Annotated in this window: 23 protein-coding genes; 2 read left to right on the forward strand and 21 right to left on the reverse strand. The window is 33.4% G+C overall.

What is annotated here, in order from left to right:
- Positions 1-84: 84 nt before the first annotated feature.
- The 4 genes from rpmF to pta form a co-directional block, all read right to left on the reverse strand.
- On the reverse strand, positions 85-264 hold the full coding sequence (gene rpmF / locus C1Y58_RS19825; protein WP_105618088.1) for a 50S ribosomal protein L32: 180 nt from the start codon (positions 262-264) through the stop codon (positions 85-87).
- A 56-nt stretch (positions 265-320) separates the two neighbouring features.
- A complete protein-coding gene (locus tag C1Y58_RS19830; RefSeq protein WP_157950211.1) occupies positions 321-827 on the reverse strand; it encodes a YceD family protein in 507 nt (168 codons plus the stop codon).
- 206 nt (positions 828-1,033) lie between these two features.
- Positions 1,034-2,230, reverse strand: a complete 1,197-nt coding sequence (locus C1Y58_RS19835; protein ID WP_105618090.1) for an acetate kinase — start codon at positions 2,228-2,230, stop codon at positions 1,034-1,036.
- Positions 2,231-2,317: 87 nt separating this feature from the next.
- Positions 2,318-3,310 (reverse strand): phosphate acetyltransferase, encoded by a 993-nt coding sequence (gene pta / locus C1Y58_RS19840; RefSeq protein WP_105618091.1) that lies wholly within the window; start codon positions 3,308-3,310, stop codon positions 2,318-2,320.
- A 253-nt stretch (positions 3,311-3,563) separates the two neighbouring features.
- Between pta and C1Y58_RS19845 the strand changes: the two genes are divergently transcribed.
- The gene (locus C1Y58_RS19845; protein WP_105618092.1) at positions 3,564-4,823 is read left to right on the forward strand and encodes a nucleotidyltransferase; all 1,260 of its coding nucleotides are present in this window, start codon (positions 3,564-3,566) and stop codon (positions 4,821-4,823) included.
- Between the two features lie 41 nt (positions 4,824-4,864).
- Here C1Y58_RS19845 and ylbJ read toward each other — a convergent pair whose 3' ends face one another.
- The 8 genes from ylbJ to C1Y58_RS19885 form a co-directional block, all read right to left on the reverse strand.
- Positions 4,865-5,995, reverse strand: coding sequence for a sporulation integral membrane protein YlbJ (gene ylbJ, locus C1Y58_RS19850; RefSeq protein ID WP_105618093.1), 1,131 nt, complete (start codon positions 5,993-5,995; stop codon positions 4,865-4,867).
- Between the two features lie 73 nt (positions 5,996-6,068).
- The gene (locus tag C1Y58_RS19855) at positions 6,069-6,608 is read right to left on the reverse strand and encodes an ATPase (protein WP_105618094.1); all 540 of its coding nucleotides are present in this window, start codon (positions 6,606-6,608) and stop codon (positions 6,069-6,071) included.
- 9 nt (positions 6,609-6,617) lie between these two features.
- Positions 6,618-7,082 (reverse strand): pantetheine-phosphate adenylyltransferase, encoded by a 465-nt coding sequence (gene coaD, locus C1Y58_RS19860; protein WP_105618095.1) that lies wholly within the window; start codon positions 7,080-7,082, stop codon positions 6,618-6,620.
- On the reverse strand, positions 7,079-7,642 hold the full coding sequence (gene rsmD, locus C1Y58_RS19865) for a 16S rRNA (guanine(966)-N(2))-methyltransferase RsmD (RefSeq protein WP_330404487.1): 564 nt from the start codon (positions 7,640-7,642) through the stop codon (positions 7,079-7,081). The genes coaD and rsmD overlap by 4 nt, the downstream gene beginning before the upstream one ends.
- Before the next feature lie 442 nt (positions 7,643-8,084).
- Positions 8,085-8,291: an alpha/beta-type small acid-soluble spore protein gene (locus tag C1Y58_RS19870; RefSeq protein WP_105618097.1), complete on the reverse strand. Its 207-nt coding sequence runs from the start codon at positions 8,289-8,291 to the stop codon at positions 8,085-8,087.
- Positions 8,292-8,554: 263 nt separating this feature from the next.
- A complete protein-coding gene (recG, locus tag C1Y58_RS19875) occupies positions 8,555-10,603 on the reverse strand; it encodes an ATP-dependent DNA helicase RecG (RefSeq protein WP_105618098.1) in 2,049 nt (682 codons plus the stop codon).
- Between the two features lie 122 nt (positions 10,604-10,725).
- On the reverse strand, positions 10,726-12,321 hold the full coding sequence (locus C1Y58_RS19880; RefSeq protein ID WP_105618183.1) for a DAK2 domain-containing protein: 1,596 nt from the start codon (positions 12,319-12,321) through the stop codon (positions 10,726-10,728).
- A gap of 78 nt (positions 12,322-12,399) precedes the next feature.
- Positions 12,400-12,753: an Asp23/Gls24 family envelope stress response protein gene (locus C1Y58_RS19885; protein ID WP_105618099.1), complete on the reverse strand. Its 354-nt coding sequence runs from the start codon at positions 12,751-12,753 to the stop codon at positions 12,400-12,402.
- 427 nt (positions 12,754-13,180) lie between these two features.
- On the opposite strand from C1Y58_RS19885, the gene rpmB reads away from it, so the two are divergent.
- Positions 13,181-13,369 (forward strand): 50S ribosomal protein L28, encoded by a 189-nt coding sequence (gene rpmB, locus C1Y58_RS19890; RefSeq protein ID WP_105618100.1) that lies wholly within the window; start codon positions 13,181-13,183, stop codon positions 13,367-13,369.
- 520 nt (positions 13,370-13,889) lie between these two features.
- Here the strand turns inward: rpmB and C1Y58_RS19895 are convergent.
- The 9 genes from C1Y58_RS19895 to C1Y58_RS19935 form a co-directional block, all read right to left on the reverse strand.
- Positions 13,890-15,224, reverse strand: coding sequence for a YjiH family protein (locus C1Y58_RS19895; RefSeq protein WP_105618101.1), 1,335 nt, complete (start codon positions 15,222-15,224; stop codon positions 13,890-13,892).
- 336 nt (positions 15,225-15,560) lie between these two features.
- Positions 15,561-16,196 carry a thiamine diphosphokinase gene (locus C1Y58_RS19900; protein WP_105618102.1) on the reverse strand — a complete coding sequence of 212 codons (636 nt, stop codon included), beginning with the start codon at positions 16,194-16,196 and terminating at the stop codon, positions 15,561-15,563.
- Positions 16,197-16,223: 27 nt separating this feature from the next.
- Positions 16,224-16,886, reverse strand: a complete 663-nt coding sequence (rpe, locus tag C1Y58_RS19905; protein ID WP_105618103.1) for a ribulose-phosphate 3-epimerase — start codon at positions 16,884-16,886, stop codon at positions 16,224-16,226.
- Between the two features lie 4 nt (positions 16,887-16,890).
- Positions 16,891-17,775, reverse strand: coding sequence for a ribosome small subunit-dependent GTPase A (gene rsgA, locus C1Y58_RS19910; RefSeq protein WP_105618104.1), 885 nt, complete (start codon positions 17,773-17,775; stop codon positions 16,891-16,893).
- 13 nt (positions 17,776-17,788) lie between these two features.
- Complete coding sequence (gene pknB / locus C1Y58_RS19915) at positions 17,789-19,858, reverse strand: Stk1 family PASTA domain-containing Ser/Thr kinase (RefSeq protein ID WP_157950212.1); 2,070 nt, start codon at positions 19,856-19,858, stop codon at positions 17,789-17,791.
- Positions 19,852-20,610 (reverse strand): Stp1/IreP family PP2C-type Ser/Thr phosphatase, encoded by a 759-nt coding sequence (locus tag C1Y58_RS19920; protein WP_105618106.1) that lies wholly within the window; start codon positions 20,608-20,610, stop codon positions 19,852-19,854. Before C1Y58_RS19920 ends, pknB begins: the two co-directional genes overlap by 7 nt.
- Positions 20,611-20,655: 45 nt before the next feature.
- On the reverse strand, positions 20,656-21,690 hold the full coding sequence (gene rlmN / locus C1Y58_RS19925) for a dual-specificity RNA methyltransferase RlmN (protein WP_105618107.1): 1,035 nt from the start codon (positions 21,688-21,690) through the stop codon (positions 20,656-20,658).
- A 4-nt stretch (positions 21,691-21,694) separates the two neighbouring features.
- Positions 21,695-23,044 carry a 16S rRNA (cytosine(967)-C(5))-methyltransferase RsmB gene (gene rsmB / locus C1Y58_RS19930; protein ID WP_157950213.1) on the reverse strand — a complete coding sequence of 450 codons (1,350 nt, stop codon included), beginning with the start codon at positions 23,042-23,044 and terminating at the stop codon, positions 21,695-21,697.
- Positions 23,045-23,112: 68 nt separating this feature from the next.
- A complete protein-coding gene (locus C1Y58_RS19935) occupies positions 23,113-23,796 on the reverse strand; it encodes a zinc metallopeptidase (RefSeq protein ID WP_408646607.1) in 684 nt (227 codons plus the stop codon).
- Position 23,797 lies beyond the last annotated feature (1 nt).

The raw sequence follows: 23,797 nt of genomic DNA on the forward strand, positions 1-23,797 counted from the left end.
CTCAGAGCTTTTATAAACAAGAAGTAAACTTTCCTATTCCAAAATAAAAAATGAGACATGTTATTCATGTCTCATTACTTGCTATTAGTCTTCTACTTTAACTACTTCTCTTTTATTGTATGTTCCACATGATTTACATGCTCTGTGTGACATCATTAATTCACCACATTTGCTACACTCAACTAAGTTAGGAGCAGTTAATTTCCAATTAGCTTTTCTACTATTTCTTCTTGCTTTAGAAATTTTTCTTTTTGGTACTGCCATTTCTACACCTCCTTATACACTGATGACAAGCTTGCCTTATATAAGGTATCTATTGCTTAAATTAAGTCTTTAAGAACAGATAGTCTTGGATCAACATCTGTTGCAGTACAACTACAACTTTTCTTATTTAAATTAATACCACAACTGTTGCACAATCCTTTACATTCTTCATCACAAAGAACATTTACAGGAATGCTTATTTGTAGTTCTTCAAGTACTACACTTGTCAAATCAACCAAATTTCCTTCGATAATTTGGATGTCATCCTCTTCAAAAGTCTCAATGTTATGTGCACTAAACCTTTGAGTAAAATCAATGGTAATTGGATATTCAACAAATTCGGTACAACGACCACACTGCAACTGAATGATGGTTTTAATACATCCTTTAAATTGAATAATTTGATTTCCAACGTTGGTAAATGTACCAACAAGATCAATTGGTTTTAACAGTTTATAATGATTTTTCCCATATCGAATATGGGTCATTTTATCATCTATCGCTTTTATATCGAGAGATGCGGTTTCATCTGATAAAACACTACTGATATTAAATTTAAACATACTTATACACACCCTTAAGACCACTATAATATTATACATATAGCCTTAACATTTGTCAACAAATTATTTATTGGTTTTCAAGCTTTTTCTAGGGCATTAAATTGTAATCATTAACACATTTTCTAGAAGTGCATGAAAGTTTGGTAAGGATAGATAATAAGAGACTGTGAAGCAACTTCCTCACAGTCCTTTATCTCGTCTTATGATTAAAGTTTAACTATTTCTTTTGTATCTCTAGCAATCATTAATTCTTCGTTAGTTGGTACACATAGTGCAGCAACTTTAGAATCTGCTGTAGAGAATACACGCTCTTTACTTCTAAATTTGTTAGCTTCTTTATCCACTTTTAAGCCTAAGAACTCAAGGTATTCACAGATTTCTTGACGAACTAATGGATTATTTTCACCTAAACCAGCTGTAAATACTATAGCATCTAAACCATTCATTGCAGCAGCATATGCACCTGCATATTTAGCTACTCTGTAGTTACATACATCGTTAGCTCTCTGTGCATCTTTATCTCCTTCAGCTACACCATCTTCAATAGCTCTGAAGTCACTAGAGATTTCAGAAACACCAAGTACACCAGATTTTTTATTAAGTACATTCATCATTTCATCAATGGATATACCTTCTTTATCCATAATGAATTGAATGATAGCAGGATCAATATCACCACTTCTAGTACCCATAATTAAACCTTCTAATGGAGTTAAGCCCATAGATGTATCTACAGATTTACCACCATCAACAGCACAACAAGATGCACCATTACCTAAATGACATACAACGATTTTTAACTCTTCAACAGGTTTACCTAAAATCTCAGCTGTTCTTGCAGAAACATATCTATGGGATGTACCATGGAATCCATAGCGGCGAACACCGTATTTATTATAGTATTCGAATGGTAAACCATAAAGATAAGCTTTTTGAGGCATTGATTGATGGAAAGCTGTATCAAAAACAGCCACCATTGGTACGTTAGGTAATAATTCTTTACATGCATTAATACCAATTAAGTTTGCTGGATTATGAAGTGGTGCTAAGTCAGCACAGTCTTCAATTGCTTGAATAACTTCATCATTAATTAGAACAGAACTTTTGAATTTTTCTCCACCATGCACAACACGATGACCTACAGCTTGAATTTCGCTCATATCTTTAATAACACCATAATCATCACTTGTTAATGCAGCGATTACCATTTCGATAGCTTTTTGATGGTCTGGCATTGGCTCTTCGATAATTATCTTATCGCCACCCTCTGGTTTATGCTTTAAGCGTGAACCTTCAATTGCGATCATTTCTGCAATACCATCTGCTAAGACAGATTCATCTGTCATGTCAATTAATTGATACTTTAATGAAGAACTACCACAGTTAATAACTAATGTTTTCAATATATTCTCTCCTCCGTACTTGTTTTAGGCATATATATGCCATGTTGAATAGTTTATAAAGTGCCTTCGCACTATGGTTATTAAAAATTATTGATTATCTGCCTGTACAGCAGTAATCGCTACAACGCCAACGATGTCATCAGCACTACAACCTCTTGATAAATCATTAACAGGTTTAGCAATACCTTGAGTAACGGGACCATAAGCTTCAGCTTTTGCTAGTCTTTGAGTTAATTTATATCCAATATTACCTGCATCTAAATCAGGGAAAATTAAAACGTTAGCTTTACCAGCTACGCTACTATCTGGAGCTTTAGAAGCACCAACTTTCGGTACTATAGCTGCATCTAATTGGAATTCACCATCTAATTTTAAATCTGGTGCTAATTCTTTTGCAATATTTGTAGCATTAACAACTTTATCAACGTCTGGATGAGAAGCGCTACCTTTAGTTGAAAAGGATAACATACCAACTACTGGTTCTTCACCTACAAGCTGTTCAAATGACTTTGATGAGTTAATAGCTATATGTGCTAATTCCTCAGCATTTGGACTAGGATTTAATCCTGCATCAGAGAAGATAAATTTACCCTCTGCACCATATTCACAGTCAGGTACAACCATCACAAAGAATGATGAAACTAATTTAACACCTGGAGCTGTTTTTAAAATTTGTAAAGACGGTCTTAAAACATTAGCTGTAGAATTACAAGCACCAGCAACCATACCATCTGCAATACCTTTTTTAACCATCATGACACCAAAGTAAAGCGGATCTTTTAATAAATCAGTTGCCTTTTCTTTATCTACACCTTTGTGTTTTCTTAATTCAACTAGAGTCTCAACAAAACTGTCGAAGTCATCATAGTTTTCTGGATCAAGGATAGTAGCTTTAGAAATATCTAACCCCTCAGCTATTTCCATTACTTTACCTTCTGATCCAACTAAAATTACATTTGCAATTTGCTCTTTCAAAATTTTATCTGCTGCTTCAACAGTTCTTCTGTCATAAGCCTCCGGTAAAACTATTGTTTTTTTAGAAGCTTTCGCTCTAGCTTTAATGCTCTCTAAAAAGTTCACTTTAAATATTTCCCCTTTCAACATGCTGAAATATACATAATTTCTCCAACCAATAATTTTATTATAAACAAAATGTTCATTGTATACAATACCCAATAGATAAAATGATTAATTTTTTTTGTTTTATCGATAGAATAATTTAAGGTTTAAGGTTATAATATAAAAGAAATACATAGGCTTTATAATTCCTTTAAAATTAATATAAAAAATTTTAATTTGACAAATACATACTAAACTACTCGAGGTGCAATAGATGAAAATAGTTGGTTTAATTACAGAATATAACCCTTTTCACAACGGACATTTATATCATTTAAATAAATCAAAAGAAGTAACAGGAGCAACATATAGTATCGCAGTTATGAGTGGTAACTTTGTTCAAAGAGGTTGTCCTGCTTATGTTAACAAATGGGTTCGTACGCGTATGGCTCTTGAATCTGGGGTGGATATGGTTATAGAAATACCTACTTATTATTCCACTGCAAGTGCAGAATTATTTGCTATGGGATCTATTAGTTTATTGAACGCGACAGGTATTGTCGATTATGTATGCTTTGGAAGCGAAGCTGGTGAAATCGACTTCATCAATCATGTTGCAACAATTTTAGCTAATGAGTCAGAAAACTATCAAAAGGTTCTCAAAAAACACTTACATTCAGGTGATAGCTTTGCAGTAAGTCGTACAAAATCACTTTATCAGATCATGCAATTAACTTATGAAATGGAATACTCCTTTGATGATTTTAAAAATCTATTATCTGCTCCCAATAATATTTTAGGTATTGAGTATATCAAATGGCTTAAAAGATTGAATAGTAACATTAAAGCCGCAACAATTCAGAGAGTGTCTACTGGTTATCATGATCAAAGTGTAGCTTCTGATATTGCTTCTGCTTCTGGGATTCGTGAGGCATTAAATAACAACAGTCTTCTAGAAGATATTCGTCATACTATGCCAGATCCTACCTACCGCCAACTTATAACCGCTTTTGAGGAAGGGTTATGTCCTATTACTTTTGATGATTATTCCACAGCTCTACACTATGCCATAAGTCTATTAGGACCAGATCGCATGAAGGATATATTTGAAATATCTGAGGGTCTAGAGAATCGAATTTACAAACACAGTCATAGTCAATTTCTTATATCCGATTTACTAAAAGGACTGAGTACTAGACGTTATACCAATGCTCGCTTAAATAGAGTATTGCTCAATACTCTATTAGGGATAACAAATGAAAGATTCAATTACTTCCGCTCATTGGGTGGGCCTCAATACCTAAAAATTTTAGGTATTCGCAAAGAGAGTGATCTTTTATTTAAGATGCTAAAAGAAAAAGCCAAACTCCCTTTGATCACTAATATGGGTCGTTCTATTGCCAAACTACCTTTCCCTGCTCAAGAAATGCTAAAAGATGAAATTACTTTTAGTGATATATACACCTTAGGTTATAGGAATAAAAAATATGTTACAAAAGAATCGGAATTTAAGCACCCATTTATCGTTGTATAATGGCATTCGTTAATTGATAAAAGCACCCGACAAGGTGCTTTTTAATCATTTTCATGAGCCTTATGTGATGTAATCAAAACTAATAGTGCCCATAGCATAATCAATAGGAGTATCAGTGAAAAATTATCTATTGCTGCCCCAACATAATAATTGAAATTGAAAGTTGGTACCAGTTCCTCAACGTCAATAAAGTATGGTGTTAAAAAATAAGTCAGTACTGCCGCTATACATCCTTGTAAACATTTAGCCTTCATATAGGAAGTAAAATTAAGTCCAGATCCTTTAATTACACTTGCCGTTTGTGCATGTATGGAAAGCCCGCTCCAAGCAATTAAAAAACTCACAAAACTTAGTTGAAGTGGTATAAACATGGGCTCCTTCGCTATTAATGAGATACCATTTGTTATTTCAATAAATCCTAAAATAAAAGATTCTAAACTTGTTGTAGACATATGAAATGCTTTAAACAAGAAATCTAGGGGTCCTAATAACAAAGATAATATGCCATAGGTTTGAATAAGCTGCATGATGACTGAAAATAGAATTACAAAACCACCTATAATGAGCATCAATTCCATACCACTCTTTATACTATTGCCTAGAAGCTTACCAATGTCATACTGCTTACTTTGTTTATGGGGTAGCATTCTTTTAGGTCTATAACTTTGATGTGGTATCCTAAAGCGAAAAATGAACCCAACACATAGGCTAGATAAAAGATGTGTAAGCAATAGTAAATAGCCTGATTCAGGCAAACTAAGCATACCTACAGATACCGTCCCAAGAATAAATAGAGGACCTGAGTTATTACAAAAATTAAGTAAATGTTGTCCTTCATCTTTTGATATGTCACCTTTATCTATTAAATCTACAATGATCTTTGCACCGACAGGATAACCTGATGTTATAGATGATAACCAAATAAATCCAGCACATCCTGGTAGGCAAAAGATTTTTTTCATTATTGGTTCTAAAAACCTTCCGACAACTTTAAAAAAATCAAGCTCAACAAGTAGATTCATAAGTACTATAAAGGGGAAAAGTGATGGTAAAACAGCATTTAACCATAATTCTAAACCATTATGGGCTGCTTCTACAGTTATCTGAGGAAAAATAAAGATTGAAATAACGAATACAAGAATAAAACTAATGAGTAACGTATATTGACGCATATTAAAACCTACTCTCCTGGGACATATCTTGATATACCCTATTCAGTAAAGTAGGTAAATATGCTCTTGACATTTACTTTTTTTGCTTCTCGTCTGTTTTACTTATTTTCTTAGTATGGACATTCAGTTCTCTTCTATTACTATGTATAACTTTTAACTGATCTACCATGTTTTTCTCGATATGTTGGTATTGCTGATTGATGGTCTGCATACTCTTATTTATTTGTTCCTCAAGATTCATGAGCATTTCATCAACATATTCTTTTGCTCCTAAACGCATTTCTCGTGATACTTTTTTTGCATTTTCAATGATTTGCTCACTTTGCTCATAAGCTTTTCGAGTTATCTCATGTTCATTAACAAGCTTTTCTTTCTCAGATTCTGCTTCATTACGTGTTAAATCTGCATCTTTTTGTGCCTCAACTAATATTTTGTTACGTTCTTCCATGACCCATTGGGATTGCTTTATCTCATTAGGAAGTTTTAATCTCAGGTCAATAAGTAAATCATAAATTTCATTTTTTTCTAACATTATCTTACTAGAAAAAGGTACAGTTGCACTATTATCTAAAATCTCTTCAATTTGTTCAAGTATCTTTTCTATATTCTCCATTGTAACCTCCTATTTAATATATTTAACGATCTCTTCTGGTACTAAATTTTGAAAAGCTCCATCATGCTTTATAATTTCCTTAACTAATGTTGAACTAATATATGAATAATTGATATTAGTGACTAGAAAAATCGTATCTAACTCAGGATACATATTTCTGTTCGTTTGAGCCATTTGCATTTCGTATTCAAAATCATTAACACCTCTTAAGCCTCTAATAATTAATTTCGCATCTATTTGACTAGCAAAATCAACTAATAAGCCGTTAAAAGGTTCTACTCTAATACATTCAATATCTTTCGTAACATCTCTTATCATGGCTATGCGCTCTTCAACTGTAAACATTGGTATCTTAGAACTGTTATTTAATACTGCAATGACTAGTTCATCTACTAAATCTACTGCTCTTTTTATTATGTCAAGATGTCCAAGCGTAAGGGGGTCAAAACTACCTGGATAAATACCTCTTCTCATCTTACTTCCTCCTGTGACAAAAACGTCATTGTTGTTGTTTTGTATTTCTTCTCTTTATATATGTTAAATCCTTCTTCGCTAATGAAATCTTCGCTACTATGCTCAACAATAATAAAACCTTGATCATTTAATAAATGATTATCTCTAATGAGAGAAAGGGACTGATCGATTAAATCACTTTTATATGGAGGGTCCATGAATATAATATCAAAGTTTTCTCCTTGATCTCCAAGATACTGAAGTTTATTCACTACATCTCCTTGTACAACTGTTGCCTTATCAAATAACTTAGTTTTATTTAAGTTTTGTTGAATGCATGCTAAAGCCTCATGATGATTGTCAATAAAAACTACTTTTTTTGCTCCTCTACTTAAGGCTTCTATTCCCATTGCACCACTTCCGCTAAAAAGATCTAAGAAAGTAGCACCTGGCAAATCAAAATTTATCATGTTAAATAGTGTTTCCTTAATCCTATCGGTTGTAGGCCTTGTTTTATTACCTTCTGGTGTAACCAATTGAATGCTTTTAGCTGTACCTGAAATAACTCGCAAATAACTCACCTTATTTCTACTGAAAAATACTTATATTTTGGCTGGATATTAATCCCTTAGTTTTATAATAAGTTCTTGTCATTGATGTCTAAGTTCATTATGGAATATTGCTTTAGTTAATAAAGGATTTTATAACCATCTACTATTATTTTATATTAAAATGTATAAATGTCAACAATTTAGCCAATAATAAAGTTAAATCCCCCATAATACTCTTTTTTCATTTCTCCTCTCCTTCTTATTCATTATATATGAAAGAAGAATTTATAGTTTTTTTGTAGACGAATGAGTTTATCTCATTCGTTATTTTTTTTGTAGGAAATTACTACCTCATTTATTTTGATACATTGTTTATTTCCTTTTTAACTTAGAAAAAGCCCTTATCGGGCTTTTCCTAAACTTACTGGCTTTTAATTAGTTGTTTAACATTCTAAATACATCTAAAGTACTATTACTTTGGTGTATATCCGCCAGACATTTCTTGTTCTGCTCTTTCAATCATCTTTTTAACCATATATCCGCCAACATAACCATTTTGAGCAGATGTTAAATCACCATTATAACCTTGTTTTAAAGGTACACCAATTTCATTTGCTACCTCATATTTGAATTGGTTTAATGCTTCTCTAGCTTGTGGAACAACACTCTTGTTTGCCATTATATATACCTCCCAAAAGTATTATGAAAAGTACTAGTATCTTCTCATTTCAGCTAATTACTTATAGTTTTGTAATCAGCCCTTGCGATAAATACTGTGATTTATCACATTAATAGGATGTGTAGATTTCAACTTATTATAAGTAGTAAATTTTGTTTATATTTCTATATTTTATAAATAAAAACTATAAAGGGTCATTAATGAGTATATCCAAAATGAATACTTTTATGTGCCAAATTTCTCTAAATAAAACCATCATTTTTCTAAAGTGTAACATAGTTTTCGGAGTCTTTAAAATACATCTCAATCCGTTTTTTCAAATCCTTATTTGATTCCAGCTCTAAATGAGGATCCAATTTTATGGTCTCTTTAGCAGCCTGCTGTGCTTCTTTAAGTATGTCCATATTTTCATATATATTCGCTACTTTAAAGTTTGGCAATCCATGTTGTTTGAGACCGAAAACATCTCCAGGTCCTCGTAAACTTAGATCAACTTCAGATAAACGAAATCCGTCATTTGATTCTGTCATAATCTTCATGCGTTTATTCGTTACTTCGTTTTTTGAATCTGTAATCAATATGCAATAAGATTGATGTCTACCTCTTCCAACACGTCCTCTCAACTGATGCAATTGAGCTAAACCAAAGCGCTCAGCGTTCTCAATGAGCATAACAGTTGCATTGGGAACATTTACACCTACTTCAACAACTGTAGTTGATACAAGTACCTTAATCTCATTATTTGCAAAACGTGATAGGATATCGTTTTTTTCTTTCGCTTTTTGTTTACCATGTAAATAAGCAATAGGCAAATCAAATACTTCACTTTGCAGGTATTCTGTATATTGAACAACAGCCTTTAAGTCACTTTGTTCATCACTTTCTTCTACCATAGGACAAATAATATAAGCTTGGCGTCCTTCCTCAACTTGTTCCCGTATAAAACTATAAATACGCTGATGATAGGACTTGTTAACACTATATGTTTTAATTACCTGTCTACCAGGCGGTAATTCATCAATAATAGAAATATCTAAATCACCATAGAGAATGAGAGCTAATGTTCTTGGAATGGGTGTCGCAGTCATAACTAGGATATTTGCCTTATTATTCTTTTCAGCTAATGCAGTTCGTTGCCGCACACCAAATCGATGCTGCTCGTCTGTTATTACTAAACCAAGTGCTTTAAAACTTAGTCCTTCTTGTATAACAGCATGTGTCCCGATTACCACATCTATTTCACCTGATTCAAGTTGCTCATATATCTTTTCTTTATTCTTCTTTGTCACTGATCCAACGAGCAGGGCTAAACGAATATTGAAGGGCTCTAGTAATTTGGTAGCCTCTTCATAATGTTGTTTGGCTAAGACTTCAGTTGGTACCATTAAAGCTCCTTGATACCCATTCTTGACTGTTTGTAATAAACCTAATAATGCAATAATGGTCTTACCGGACCCTACATCACCTTGAACAAGACGATTCATAATACCTTTTGATGCTAAATCATCCTTTATCTCTTTCCATACATTATTTTGTGCTTTAGTTAAGCTAAATGGTAATGTTTGAAGGAATCTCATTTCTTCATCTACAGGATTGAGTATAAACCCTTCTTTTTTATTTGATAAAATATTTTTAATCTGCATAAGACCGACTTGAAGGGTGTAAAATTCCTCAAATACAACCCTCTTTCTGGCAAGCTCCAAGTTTTCATAATTATCGGGATAATGTATCTGATCGATTGTAAAATTATAAGCCGCCAAATGATATTTTTCTCTTATAAATTCAGGAATAAAATCAACTAATACGTTACTACTAACGCTTAAAGCCTGTTTTGTAAGACTCCTTACAATCTTTTGAGATAATTTATTGGTTAGAGGGTATAGAGGATAGATGGCAGTTGACTCAACTTGCCCGCTCTTAATAAAATCTGGAGATTGCAATTGCATCTGTCCATACTTAAAACTAACCTTCCCTGTAAAATAATTCTCTTCACCAAGTTTAAGATTATTTTTCATATAGCTTTGACCAAACCAGAGTGCAAATATAAAGCCAGTAGCATCTTTTAATTTTACCTTTGTAACCATCAGGCCTCTTTTTTTTATATTCTGCGGTATTGTACATACTGTAGCTTTAATCGTGACCAGTTCTCCAATGGTAACTTCATTGATTTGCGTCACATTTCGGCGATCTTCATACTCTCTTGGATAATAGGTCAGCAGATCACCAACTGTTTCAACCCCAACACGTTTGAAAAGATTAGCTCTTTGCTTACCAACCCCTGATAAGGTTTCTATGGAACTGTCCCAGCTCATTTATTCACTTCCTATCTAAGTATTGAATTAGAAGTCAAATTCAATATGTATCCTTAATTATATAAATTTAATCATACAGCGATATAAGAAAAGCCAGCGATTAAGCTGGCTCAAATAATTTCTTATTCTACTGAGAATATATAATAATATAATGGTTGCCCACCATAATGTACTTCTACTTCACACTCATCATATTCTTCTTCAAGATAATCAGCAATCTGCATAGCATCTTCTTCTGAAACGTCTTCACCATAATAAATGGTAATGAGTTCACTATCTTCATCGATAAGTTTATCAAACAAATCTTTAGTTGATTCTTCTAATCCCTTACCAACAACCATGATCTTATTATCACCAATACCTAGAATATCATCTTTTTCAATTTCCTTATCATCAATCATGGTATCCCTAACAGCAAATGTAACTTGACCTGTATGAACATCATCAAGACAGTCTTTCATATTATCATAATTATTTATTGCAGAACTATTTTCATCAAAATTAATCAAAGCAGCTATCCCTTGAGGAATCGATTTAGAAGGAACAACATGTAAAGCTTTCCCTTCCACTAATTTAGCAGCTTGATCAGCAGCTAAAATAATATTCTTATTATTAGGTAATATAAAGACGTCTTTAGCATGTACTTGATCGACAGCTTTTAAAATATCTTCTGTACTAGGATTCATGGTTTGACCACCTTCAATAATGTAGTCAACGCCTAAGCCCTTAAATATTTCTTTCAGCCCTTCTCCAATGGATACCGCTATAAAACCAACATCTTTTAGTTCAGTTGGTTGAACGGTTTCATTTTCATCTATATTCAATTGACTTTCATGTTGTTCACGCATATTGTCTATTTTAATGTTCGTTAGTTGTCCATACTCTAAACCTTTTTGTAAAGCATTTCCTGGGTCGTTTGTATGTACATGAATTTTAATAATGTCATCATCACAAACAACAACCACTGAATCCCCGATACTTTCTAAGAAGTCTCTAAATTGTAACTCCTCTTGAAACTCTTTATTTGTGTTGATAATAAACTCAGTACAATATCCAAACTTAATATCCTTTGGATCAATCATTTCTTGTGGACGAGCTTTTTTAACAGGTGCTTCTTCAACAATTAAATTCTCAATTTCTTCACCTTTAAGCACTGCTAAAGCACCTTTAAGAATAAATAATAATCCCTGACCACCAGCATCTACAACACCAGCTTGTTTTAAAACTGGTAACATATCCGGAGTCTTTTGTAATACTTCTTCTGAATATTTGATTGTCTCTTCTAATACGAACTCAATATCGTTAGAATCTAGAGCCAATTGCATTGCTTTTTCTGCGCCCTCACGTGCAACAGTTAATATTGTACCTTCTTTAGGTTTCATAACAGCTTTATATGCAGTTGCTACTCCTTTTTCAAAGGCATTAGCTAATACTGTTGTATCAATGGACTCTACACCAATGAGACCTTTATAAAACCCTCTAAATAACTGGGAAAGAATAACTCCTGAGTTACCTCTAGCTCCTCTTAGAGCCCCTGAGGAAAGCGCCTTTCCAACATCTTCAACCTTATCTGATTCAACCTTTTGAACCTCTTTGGCTGCCGCCATTACAGTTAAAGACATATTTGTACCTGTATCACCATCTGGAACTGGAAAAACATTGAGTTCATCTACATAATCCTTGTTTTTCTCTAATAAACTTGCTCCTCCAATGATCATTTTCTTAAGCAATGTTGCATTAATGTGCTCACTCACATTAAGTACCTCCTAACAAGAAACTAAGACTGTGTAATGTAATTAATCGACTCTTACACCTTCAACAAATATATTTACTTTTTCTACATCAATACCGATCATATCTTCCACTCGATATTTAACAGTTGAAATTAAATTATCTGCAATAGCAGATATCTTAGTACCGTATTCAACAATAATATGCAAGTCTAATGTAACCTTATTATCTTCTAGATTAACCTTAATACCCTTAGTTAAGCTTTCACCTAATAATAATTGTACAAGTCCATCAGTTACATTAATAGAAGCCATTCCAACAACACCGTAACATTCTACAGCTGACAATCCTGCAATACGTGCAATAACCTCATTATCGATAATAACTTCGCCGTATTCTGTCATTAATCTACCTGACATAATTTCCCTCCTATTCTATTTTGATCTCTTATCTAATAACGAGACCTCATTAAAGGTATATGAAGATATACCTGACCTTAATCCATGTTGAGTTGAATTTGATGCTTACTATCTTTATTATTAGTATAATCAAGTATTGAAAGTATAAACATCTCAATTTATACACTTCTCAATACGTTCAACTATATGTAGCTTGAAAAAAGCTAAGAAACTAATTGATTTCGGCCTGGATAAGTAAAAAGAGCCTCTATCCTTTTGTTATTATAACATTTTTTTCACATTTACAAAATATTTTTTTTCAAATATCTAAAAAATAATAAATTAAACCTTGCAATCAATAGATTATTTTGTTAGAATAGATGTGTTGTATATGGGTAGGTAAATAGCACTTGATTTAAGCAAATAAGATTTAAGGAGGTGCACTGGGATGGCAAAATGTGATGTATGTCAAAAAGGTGTTCATTTTGGTATTAAAGTGAGCCATTCACATAGAAGATCAAATAAACAGTGGAAACCTAACGTTAAAAAGGTGAAAGCCATAGTTAATGGTTCTCCAAAAACAATTAATGTTTGTACAAGATGTTTAAGATCAAACAAAGTTGAAAGAGCTATGTAATGATTATCCCTCTATTAGAGGGATTTTTATTTGTCTTTTTTATTATAGCTAAAAAAATTGGCTTCCATTCTATTAAACCCAAAATAAAGCCGGTTCATCCATGAGATGACACCGGCTATTTTTCTGATTTAAAAATAAATATTTCTTAATTATACCTTATCCCATTCTAAAGAGTTTTCGTGTTATAAACCCTAAAACCTTTGGCATTTTGATTAAATAAAACTTCATATCAAAACCTCCCTAATAACAGCATTTAAACAAGTATATTCCAGTTATAATTGATGCCAATCCAAGAACCACAACGAAGAAATCACTTGATATAAATGTAGAAAAAATTAATCCAGTTCCTACGCTACATAATATAATTCCACACAGCCTTTTTCTTCCAGCTATCATTACTATTCTCCTACTATAGGTTTCTCTAGTATTACTTTATTATATTCTATTCAATACAAAATGTTACAGAGTATAACCTAACCTCACTGAAATTCATCTTACTTGAGGAAGACTTAGTGGTTTTCTAAAAAATAATGTGGGCTACAATAACAATAATTGGAAGTGTTATTAATGTTCTCTCTAGGAATATGACGAATAACTCTTTAAAATTCACTGGTATTTTTGACCCTAGAATTAATCCCCCTACTTCTGACATGTATATTAATTGAGTTACAGATGTCGTAGCAATAATAAACCGAGTCATTTCATTCTCGATACTAGCGGCCATAACTGATGGTAAAAACATATCTGCAAACCCAACAATTAATGTCTGCGAAGCCTCTACAGCTTCTGGTACCTGCAATAATAGTAAAAGTGGTATAAAAGGCATACCAAGATATTTAAATAATGGTGTATATTCAGCAAGAATGAGCGTGAAAGTCCCCATAGCCATGACGATTGGTATGACTCCAATCCACATATCCAAAACATTCATTGAGCCTTGCAAAATAAACTCTTTAACCCCTTTACTTTTACTACTTCTCGCAATTGCCTTTTCAAGCCCCCAGCTAAATGACGTATAACCCTCTGGAATTAACTCTTTATATTCATTTTTTTCGCCTGATATATAAACATCTGCTTTCCTCGATAGAGGTGGTATTCGAGGTATTATGATAGCAGCGACTATACCACATAAAAGAATCGTTAAGTAATAGGGTATAAATAGGTTTTCTAGACCCACTTGGGCTATGACTACTAAGCTAAAAGTGATCGACACAAAAGAAAATGTGGTTCCAATAACTGCAGCTTCACGCTTCGTGTAATAACCTTCTTCGTATTGCTTACTTGTCAATAATACACCGATTGTGCCATCGCCAAGCCATGAAGCTATGCAATCTACAGAAGATCTTCCAGGTAACTTAAAAACGGGACGCATAACCTTTGTTAATAAACTTCCAACAAACTCTAGTAAACCAAAATTCAATAATAGAGGCAATAACATACCTGCAAATAAAAATACAGCAAATAGGACAGGTAACAGGTCATATAGAAGTAATCCACCTGTATTTTCTGACCCAATAAAATCTGGTCCCACATTGTATAATGTACATATAACAAAAATTGACCCTAACACTCTGGCTACCATCCAAATCTTAGATGGATTAAAAAGAGCGTTTAAAAATGGATTATTAATAATAAAGTTTGGTTTTAAAATTTTTGTATAAATACTTATTATACATGAAAAGGTAATGATCATTGTTAGAATACTAGGAAGTGAATCCGCTAACCACCCTTGAATAAAGTTTGAAAAAATAGCAACAGGAATAATAATATGTCCTTCGTAAGAAATGGGTGTCATAAACAAAACTACCCCTAATAATGATGGTATTAAAAATTTAAGCAATCCTTTTTTAATCATAATGTATGCCTCCGATGTCGATTTTTGAAACAATATACATTATATCGTATAATTATAAGTTGTCAAGTATTATCTGAATGGCAATATAGATATCCTAGCTTAATAGTGATTTAGTTAAAATAATTACAGTCACTACAAAACGAAAACTCCTAAGGAATTCTACAGAGCTGCCTGTCATGAAAGTTGAGCTTGACTTATATAGAAATGAAATCAAGTAATTTTTCCTTATGCTATGAGTTTCTCTTATTCTATTTGATGATATACTTAAATTTTACTCTTAATTTTTATGAAAGCAAAAAAACACATGATAAGTGCTATTACTTATCATGTGCATGACTAGTCTCTTGATTGTATAATAACTAAAATACCGCCTTTGGTACTTATTGTGACTTCATCTCCAACTATCTCATTACTTACCCCCAAAGCTCTACCATATGTAAGGGTATAATCCTTTAATTCATACTTAAGCCCTGTTGTAGTCAATCCTTTCACTTCAGAAGTTAAAGGAATTAGAGAAAGATATTGCCCATATTGTTTCTCAATAACCCTATCTCCTTGTATAATTTGTATATGATTATGATCATCAATAATTTGGGCTGTAATATTTTGATTCATTGCTTGCACGAGACTGTGTATGTTTCCAAGCGTATGATCTAAACGTGTACCTGTACCTCCCAGTATGATAATATCTTTAGCCCCTCTTTTAATGGCTTCATTCAAGGCCAGTTCCGTATCCGTATAGTCTTTATCCGTAGGATACCTTAAAACTGTTATCTTTTTAGCCTCGTACTCTGATAGTAATTCATGATCACAACTATCGAAGTCCCCCATAATTAAATCGGGATTTCGACGCCATTCCTTCATGTGTCTTAGTCCACCATCAGCACAAATAATATAATCTGCTAACTTTATCGTTTCATCATATTGTTCATAATTTTTAATCATACCACCAGTTATAACAATAATTGTCATGGTCTCACCTTCAATGCTTAAAGCCTACTATTTATACTGTTGAAAAATGGATTTGAAGGAGCTGATTTCCCCAGCTACATCTTCTGCATTGAAAATTGCAGACCCAGCAACAATGACATTAGCTCCAACCTTTAACACTTCATCAATAGTCGATGAATTAATTCCTCCATCAACTTGAATATCAACATTTAAATTACGCTTATAAATACAATTGGACAAATACTCAATTTTAGGTAACATGGATTGAATAAACTTCTGACCACCAAATCCCGGATTTACAGTCATAACTAGAACCATATCTACTTCTTCTAATACATATTCAATGGTGCTAATAGGCGTCGCAGGATTGACAGCTACTGCTGCTTTTACACCATTTTCTTTAATATTTTGAACAGTACGATGTAGATGTTTACATGCTTCTTGATGCACAGTAATAATATCTGCGCCAGCATCAACAAAATGCTTAATGTATTGATCTGGATTTTCAATCATCAGATGAACATCAAATACTTTATCCGTACAGCTTCTTAAGCTTTTTACCACAGCAGGTCCAATAGTAATATTTGGCACAAAATGCCCATCCATGACATCAATATGAATGTATTCACTTCCAGCCTCAGATATCAACTTAATATCTTCTCTAAGGTTCCCAAAATCCGCAGATAATATTGACGGTGCTAATTTTATCATATGTCTACCTCCACCTGTTTCTATCTTGATAATCTTTTAGTTCATCGTATAGTAATTTATAATCTTTATAACGTTGTTTAGAAATTTCCTTATCCTCTACGGCATCTTTCACACCGCAAACGGGTTCATGAATATGCATGCAACCTTTAAATTTACAATAGGGCTCATGCTCATTAAATTCAGGAAAATAATCTTTTAACTCTTCATAAGGTATATGGAACAAATTAAGAGACGAAAATCCTGGTGTATCTACTACATAACCTCCAGCTTCAAAAGGCATCAACTCCGCATGCCTTGTTGTGTGTTTTCCTCGTTCTATTTTCTCACTTATTTCTCCTGTTTTTAACTGCAAATCTTTACTGACCATATTCAGCATAGAAGATTTGCCAACTCCTGAAGGTCCAGCAAAGACAGTTGTTTTATCAGTTAATACTTCTCTCAGAACTTCTTCACCTATTTGCTTTTTTACACTTGTATATATAACCTTATAGCCTGTTTTCAAGTAATCATCGACTAATCCCTTAAGTTGATCTTGACTAATTAATTCTACTTTATTAAAACAAATGACTACATCAATTCCCTGTTCTTCAGCTAATATTAAGAATCTATCCAATAATGAAAAATTAGGATCAGGCTTTTTAGCTGCAAAAACAATAATTGCTTGATCTACATTGGCTACTGTTGGTCGAATTAATGAATTTTTTCTAGGAAAGATTTCATTAATATACCCTTTCCCATTCTTACCAATTTCAAATTCGACTTCATCACCAATAAGAGGTGTTATGTTCTTTTTCCGAAAAACACCCCTTGCCTTGCATTCTATGATACCTTTTTCTTTTGTGTCCACATAGTAAAAACCTGCTATACCTTTTATTATCTTACCTTGCATGCATTAAGGCTCCTTATTCAAACGATACGGGGTCTTGTCGTACTAATTTCCCCTCTAAGTAAATTAACACAGTTGCATTTCCATTTCCTTTTGCTGGCACCTCTATAGGGAAGCTCTCATGAGTAATTTGGTCATTGAAAATAGGAACTAAATCGACTTCGTCTTCAAACTTAAGAACAACTGTTAATTGACCACTTTCCAGTTCGTCACCTAATAAGTCTGGAATAACGATAGTTTGACTTTTTAAATCTTCCGTACTATCATTACCTGTTTCATTATCATCATTCTGGCCATCATTTCTCTCTTCATCAATTGGTTCAATCTCTAATTCAGGTGTTTCAATGTTTTCTTCATCATCTTTATTAGGATCTGGACCAAGACTTACAGCTAAATCCACCACATAACCAGCTTTTACTTTGCTACCAGCCTCTACTGTTTGAGCAATGACATAGCCTTCTTCTACAGTATCATGATGATAAGGATTAATTTTACCTAATACAAGACCAACATTAGACAGTTCAGCTATTGCTTCACTCTCTGTTAAATCTTTCACTTTAGGTACAATTATTTTATTATCCTCCTTCCCATTACTCACCATAAGAGTAATGGTTTCACCCCTACTAACTTTTGCATTAGCTGATGGTGATTGGCTAATAACATTACCGGCTTGAACATTGTCATCATAAGTAGTTATTACTTCCACTTTAAGACCTTTATCAATAAGAGTCGCTTTTGCAGCTTCGTAATTTTCATTAGTAACAGGAGGTACATCAATTTTCTCTTCACCTAAACTCACAACAACTTCTACAACATCACCTTGTTTAAGAACTGTTGAAGCACCTTGTACTTGTTCGACTATGTCACCTTCATCGTAAGCATCAGCATATTGTTCACTAACTTTTTTTATCTCTAAGCCCATATCATTTAACTGTTGTTTTGCTTCTTCAAAAGAAACACCTTTTAAGTCAGGAACTTGCACGTTACTAATAACAACTGCCGGTTCATTAGGATCTGCTGCGTTAAATATATTCAAGGCTGCATATACTAAGAAGCTAATAATAATTAATGAAGTAACTACAGCACTAATCACAACAACTTTATCATTCTTCCCTGAATCTTCTTCTATATCATTATCGTTATCTTCAATCGATGTTATTTCAAAATCTGCTGTCTCTTCTTTTATTTTACGTAAATCATCACCTGTAATATTAATTGTAGGTGAATCCATTGCATCTACCATTTCAACAAAGGTATTATTGGGATCCTCTAAGGCCTTTTTCATATCATCAATGATCTCATTGGCTGTTTGGTATCGTCTTTCAGGTTTCTTAAGAGTCGCTTTCATAATAATTGCCTCTAAACTCTCCGTCACCTGTTCATTTGCAGTACTTGGTCTTGGAAATTCATCTTTGATATGCTGGATAGCTACAGTTACAGGACTCTCTGCCTGAAAAGGTACAGTATTTGTAACCATTTCAAACATGGTTATCCCTAGTGAGTATAAATCACTCTTTTCATCAACATAGCCACCTCTGGCTTGTTCAGGAGAAAAGTAATGTACTGAACCTATTGCATTAGCACTAGATGTAATAGTAGATGTTGATGCTGCTCTAGCTATTCCAAAATCAGTTACCTTTACATCTCCTTTGTGAGATATAATGATATTTTGTGGCTTAATGTCCCGATGTACTATTTTGTTAGCATGGGCTACCTTTAAAGCTTTAGCAATTTTAATTGCAATTTCCAAAGTTTCTTTTGAAGATAAAGGTCCATTAATCCTTACATATTGTTGTAAAGTTTCTCCTTCGATTAATTCCATGACGATATAATGCGTACCGTTATCGCTCCCTACATCAAAGACATTGATAATATTGGGATGCGATAAACTTGCAGCAGCTTGAGCCTCTACTCTAAATTTGGTCACAAAGGTATCATCATTAGCAAATTCTTCTCGTAGAACTTTGATAGCAACAAATCGATTTAATTTTTGACATTTTGCTTTATATACAACTGACATACCGCCAGCACCTATTTTTTTAATGATTTCATAACGATTTCCCAAAAGTGTACCAACTTCTAACAATTCAATTCACCTACTTCTTTTTGGGTTTCTATTAATATAACGGATATATTGTCATAGCCGCCTCTTTCATTAGCTTCTTCTACTAATACGCGGCATGCTTCTTCAACGCTGCCTGCTTGATCAATAAGTTTTTTCATTTCTTCTTCATCAAGCATATTCGTTAAACCATCGGAACATAACAATATATGGGTCATATCTTTACAGTCGACAATGTAAGTATCTACAGTAAGATTAGATTCTACTCCTACCGCACGTGTAATTATGTTCTTTTTCGGATGATTCCTAGCTTCTTGTTCTGTCAGTTCGCCACCTTTAATCATCTCCTCTACAAGGGAGTGATCTACAGTGACTTTCTTAATCTCTTGACCAATTGCATACAAACGACTATCACCTACGTTTGCAACGTAAAGTTCTTGGGTATCCATTTTATAAGTAGCGCATATAAATGTTGTACCCATTCCTTGACAATGGGGATCATTCAAAGATTTATTGTAAACCAATCTATTAACTTTTTCAATTCCTTTATTTAACACCATCTCTATATCACATGGTTGATTCTCTTGTTCTCGCAAAAATACTAGAAAGTATTCTATGGACAATTGGGATGCTAATTCACCCGCATTATGCCCCCCCATACCATCTGCAACAATATACAAATTAGGTAAACAACCAACCTCATCACTGGAACAAAATATATTATCTTGATTGATTTTTCGTAATTTGCCTGTATCACATAAGCTGGAATAGCGCATATTACCACCTCACTTAATCAAAGAATTACATTAATTCTCTTAATACTACTTCTCTTTGTCTTGATAACTCTTTCTTAGTTGTCCACAAGCTGCATTAATATCACTACCAAGTTCTCTTCGAATGGTTACATTAATGCCTTTTTTCTCTAGTTGACCAGCGAAAGCTTGAATGCGTACTTCACTACTCTTCTCATATTCACGTTCTATAACATCATTTACGGGTATAAGATTGATGTGTGATAAACGATGCTTCAGTAGACGCGCTAACTCATTAGCACAGGCATCAGTATCATTAACACCTCGAATAAGCGCGTATTCATAGGTTATTCTTCTATTTGTACTCTGGGTATAATAATCACAAGCGTCAAACAAAGTTTGAATACTGTATTTGCGATTAATAGGCATCATACTTTGCCGTATATCATCGTAGGGCGCATGAAGAGATACCGCTAATGTAATTTGTAAATTAGCCTTCGCAAGTTTTCTAATTTGTTCTGCAAGTCCACATGTAGAAACTGTTATGTTTCTTTGACCTATGTTTTGTCCTTCAGGTATATTAATTAACTCAATGAATCTCAATAGATGGTCCAAATTTTCTAATGGTTCACCACTACCCATAACAACAACATTTCTTATTTTAATGTCTTTTTCTCTTTGAATTGTATATATTTGAGCTAACATCTCACCGCTAGTTAAATTCCGTTCTAACCCATCAATGGTTGACGCACAGAAGTTACATCCCATACGACATCCCACTTGCGAAGAGATACATATACTATAACCATGTTTGTACTTCATTAGTACTGTTTCAATGATATGATGATCATGTAATTGAAATAAATATTTTATAGTCTGATCTTTTGACTCTAATCGTTCCAAAACATTCATGGATGTAATATAGAAGTTCTCGTCTAACTTGTCTATCAACGATTTCGATAAATTGGACATGTCACCAAAATTGGTTACCATCTTTTCATGAAGCCATTTAAATATCTGTTTTGCTCGGAATTTCTTCTCATTCAATTCAATGAGAGCTAATTCCAATTCTTCCATATTCAAAGCATTGATTTCTTGTTTCATCTTCTTAATCCTTTCGAATCATTTTAGCGATAAAGAAACCATCTGTCCCATGTTCCTGTGGTAAAAGTTGTACATATCCATTATCAATAGTATCACAATCTAAAGATTCAGGCAAATGTTTCTTCAAACTCATACATTCATATGGATAATTCTCAGTGAACCATTTGATATTATCGCTATTCTCCTTTTTATTGATGGTGCAAGTGCTATAAATTAGAACCCCACCCTTTTTGACATACCTAGCTGCCACACTTAAAATTTTTCTTTGTATCTTAATTAATGATTGAATATCATCTAAGTCTTTATTTAATTTAATTTCAGGCTTATTATTAATAATCCCCAACCCCGAACAAGGAGCATCCACAAGTACTTTATCAGCTTTCTCAATTAAAGTTTCATCCAAAACTGTTGCATCACCAACCTCAGCTTTTACAGAAGTTATTCCAAGGCGTTCACAATTTTCTACTATTAACTCAATTTTATGAGCATGTAAATCTTTGGAAATAATCATACATTGGTCATCAGTCCATTGGGCTATATGAGTTGCCTTACCACCAGGTGCCGAACATAAGTCCAAGATAACATCACCTTTATCAGGTGCCATTGCATAAGCGACTAACATAGAACTCTCATCCTGTACAGTAAATAAACCTTCTTCAAAGCCAGGTAGATTAGTAACACTGGATCCTTTCTTGATGTGAAAGGCTTCTTTCGTGTATTGGCCTCTATCATATTCTACACCTTTCTCATCGAATAAACTTTTCAACTGATCAGGTGTGGTTTTTAATGTATTGCATCGAAGAGTCACACCTTTTGGTTGGTTCATTTTATCAAGAAGCTCTTCCAGAGCTCTATAATCCTCTAATTCACTATACCAAATTTCTAGAAGCCAGATTGGGAATGAATATTTAATGGATAAATACTCTAAAGGTTGCTTTTGGAAATCTGGCAATTTAACTTCTTTATCGCCTCTAGCCACAGATCGGCATACCCCATTGACAAACCCTGCCAATCGTCCATATGGTGTTTTCTTGATTAATTTCACAGCTTCATTACAAGCAGCAGAATCTGGTACCTTTTCCATGAACAATATCTGATAAATAGACATACGTAAAGTTATGAGAATCAAAGGCTTCATCTTTTTAGTCTTCACCTTTGAGTAAGTATTTATGACATGATCGATGTAATAAGTATTCTGTATCGTTCCATATACAATCCTTGTTATAAAACTACGATCTTTTTCTTCTACATCATATTGATTAAAAAATCGATTAATCGTTAAATTACTGTAAGCTTCTTCATAATAGACCGCTTTTAAAATATCCACCGCTATCTTTCTAGCATTATAAAACACGTTTACAATACTCCTTTCCTGCTCTACAAAGCAAAGAGCGTTACCAAAGTAACGCCCCTCTAGTTAATCTAATCTCTATTTCCAAATAAAATAATTAACCTTATAAATGATAGGAATGTTGCTACTGCTGCTGCTACATATGTCATAGCTGCTGCAGACAACACTTTCTTGGCTTGCTCAGTTTCATCTTGAGACAAGTAATTATGGCTACTTAATATTTGAAGTGCCCTACTTGAAGCATTAAACTCAACAGGTAATGTTACCACTTGGAATAATAGTACAGCCCCAAATAAAATGACTCCAATTTGAACCAATGGTCCTGCAAACAAAAGCCCTAATAGAATAATAGGGAATGCTAACTTTGAACCTAAGTTAGCAGCAGGCAAAATAGCATTACGTATGGTTAGAAACGCATAGTTCTTTTGATGTTGAATAGCATGACCTACCTCATGGGCTGCAACACCAATAGCCGCAACTGAGCGACTGGCATAAACTGAATCGGATAGACGTAACACTTTATTTCTTGGATCATAATGGTCCGATAAGTTCCCACGAATATGTTCAATCCGTACATCAAATAAACCTGCATTATCAAGAATTTTTCTAGCAATCTCTGCACCTGTATAGCCGCTAAAACTTGTGACTTGACTATACTTAGTAAAAGTACCTTTAACTTTTGCCTGTGCAGCCAATGAAAGAACCATTCCAATTAAAATTAAAAAATATGTTGGATCATAAAACATATAAAACATA

Source organism: Vallitalea okinawensis (assembly GCF_002964605.1).
Classification (GTDB): Bacteria; Bacillota; Clostridia; order Lachnospirales; family PQDH01; genus Vallitalea_A; species Vallitalea_A okinawensis.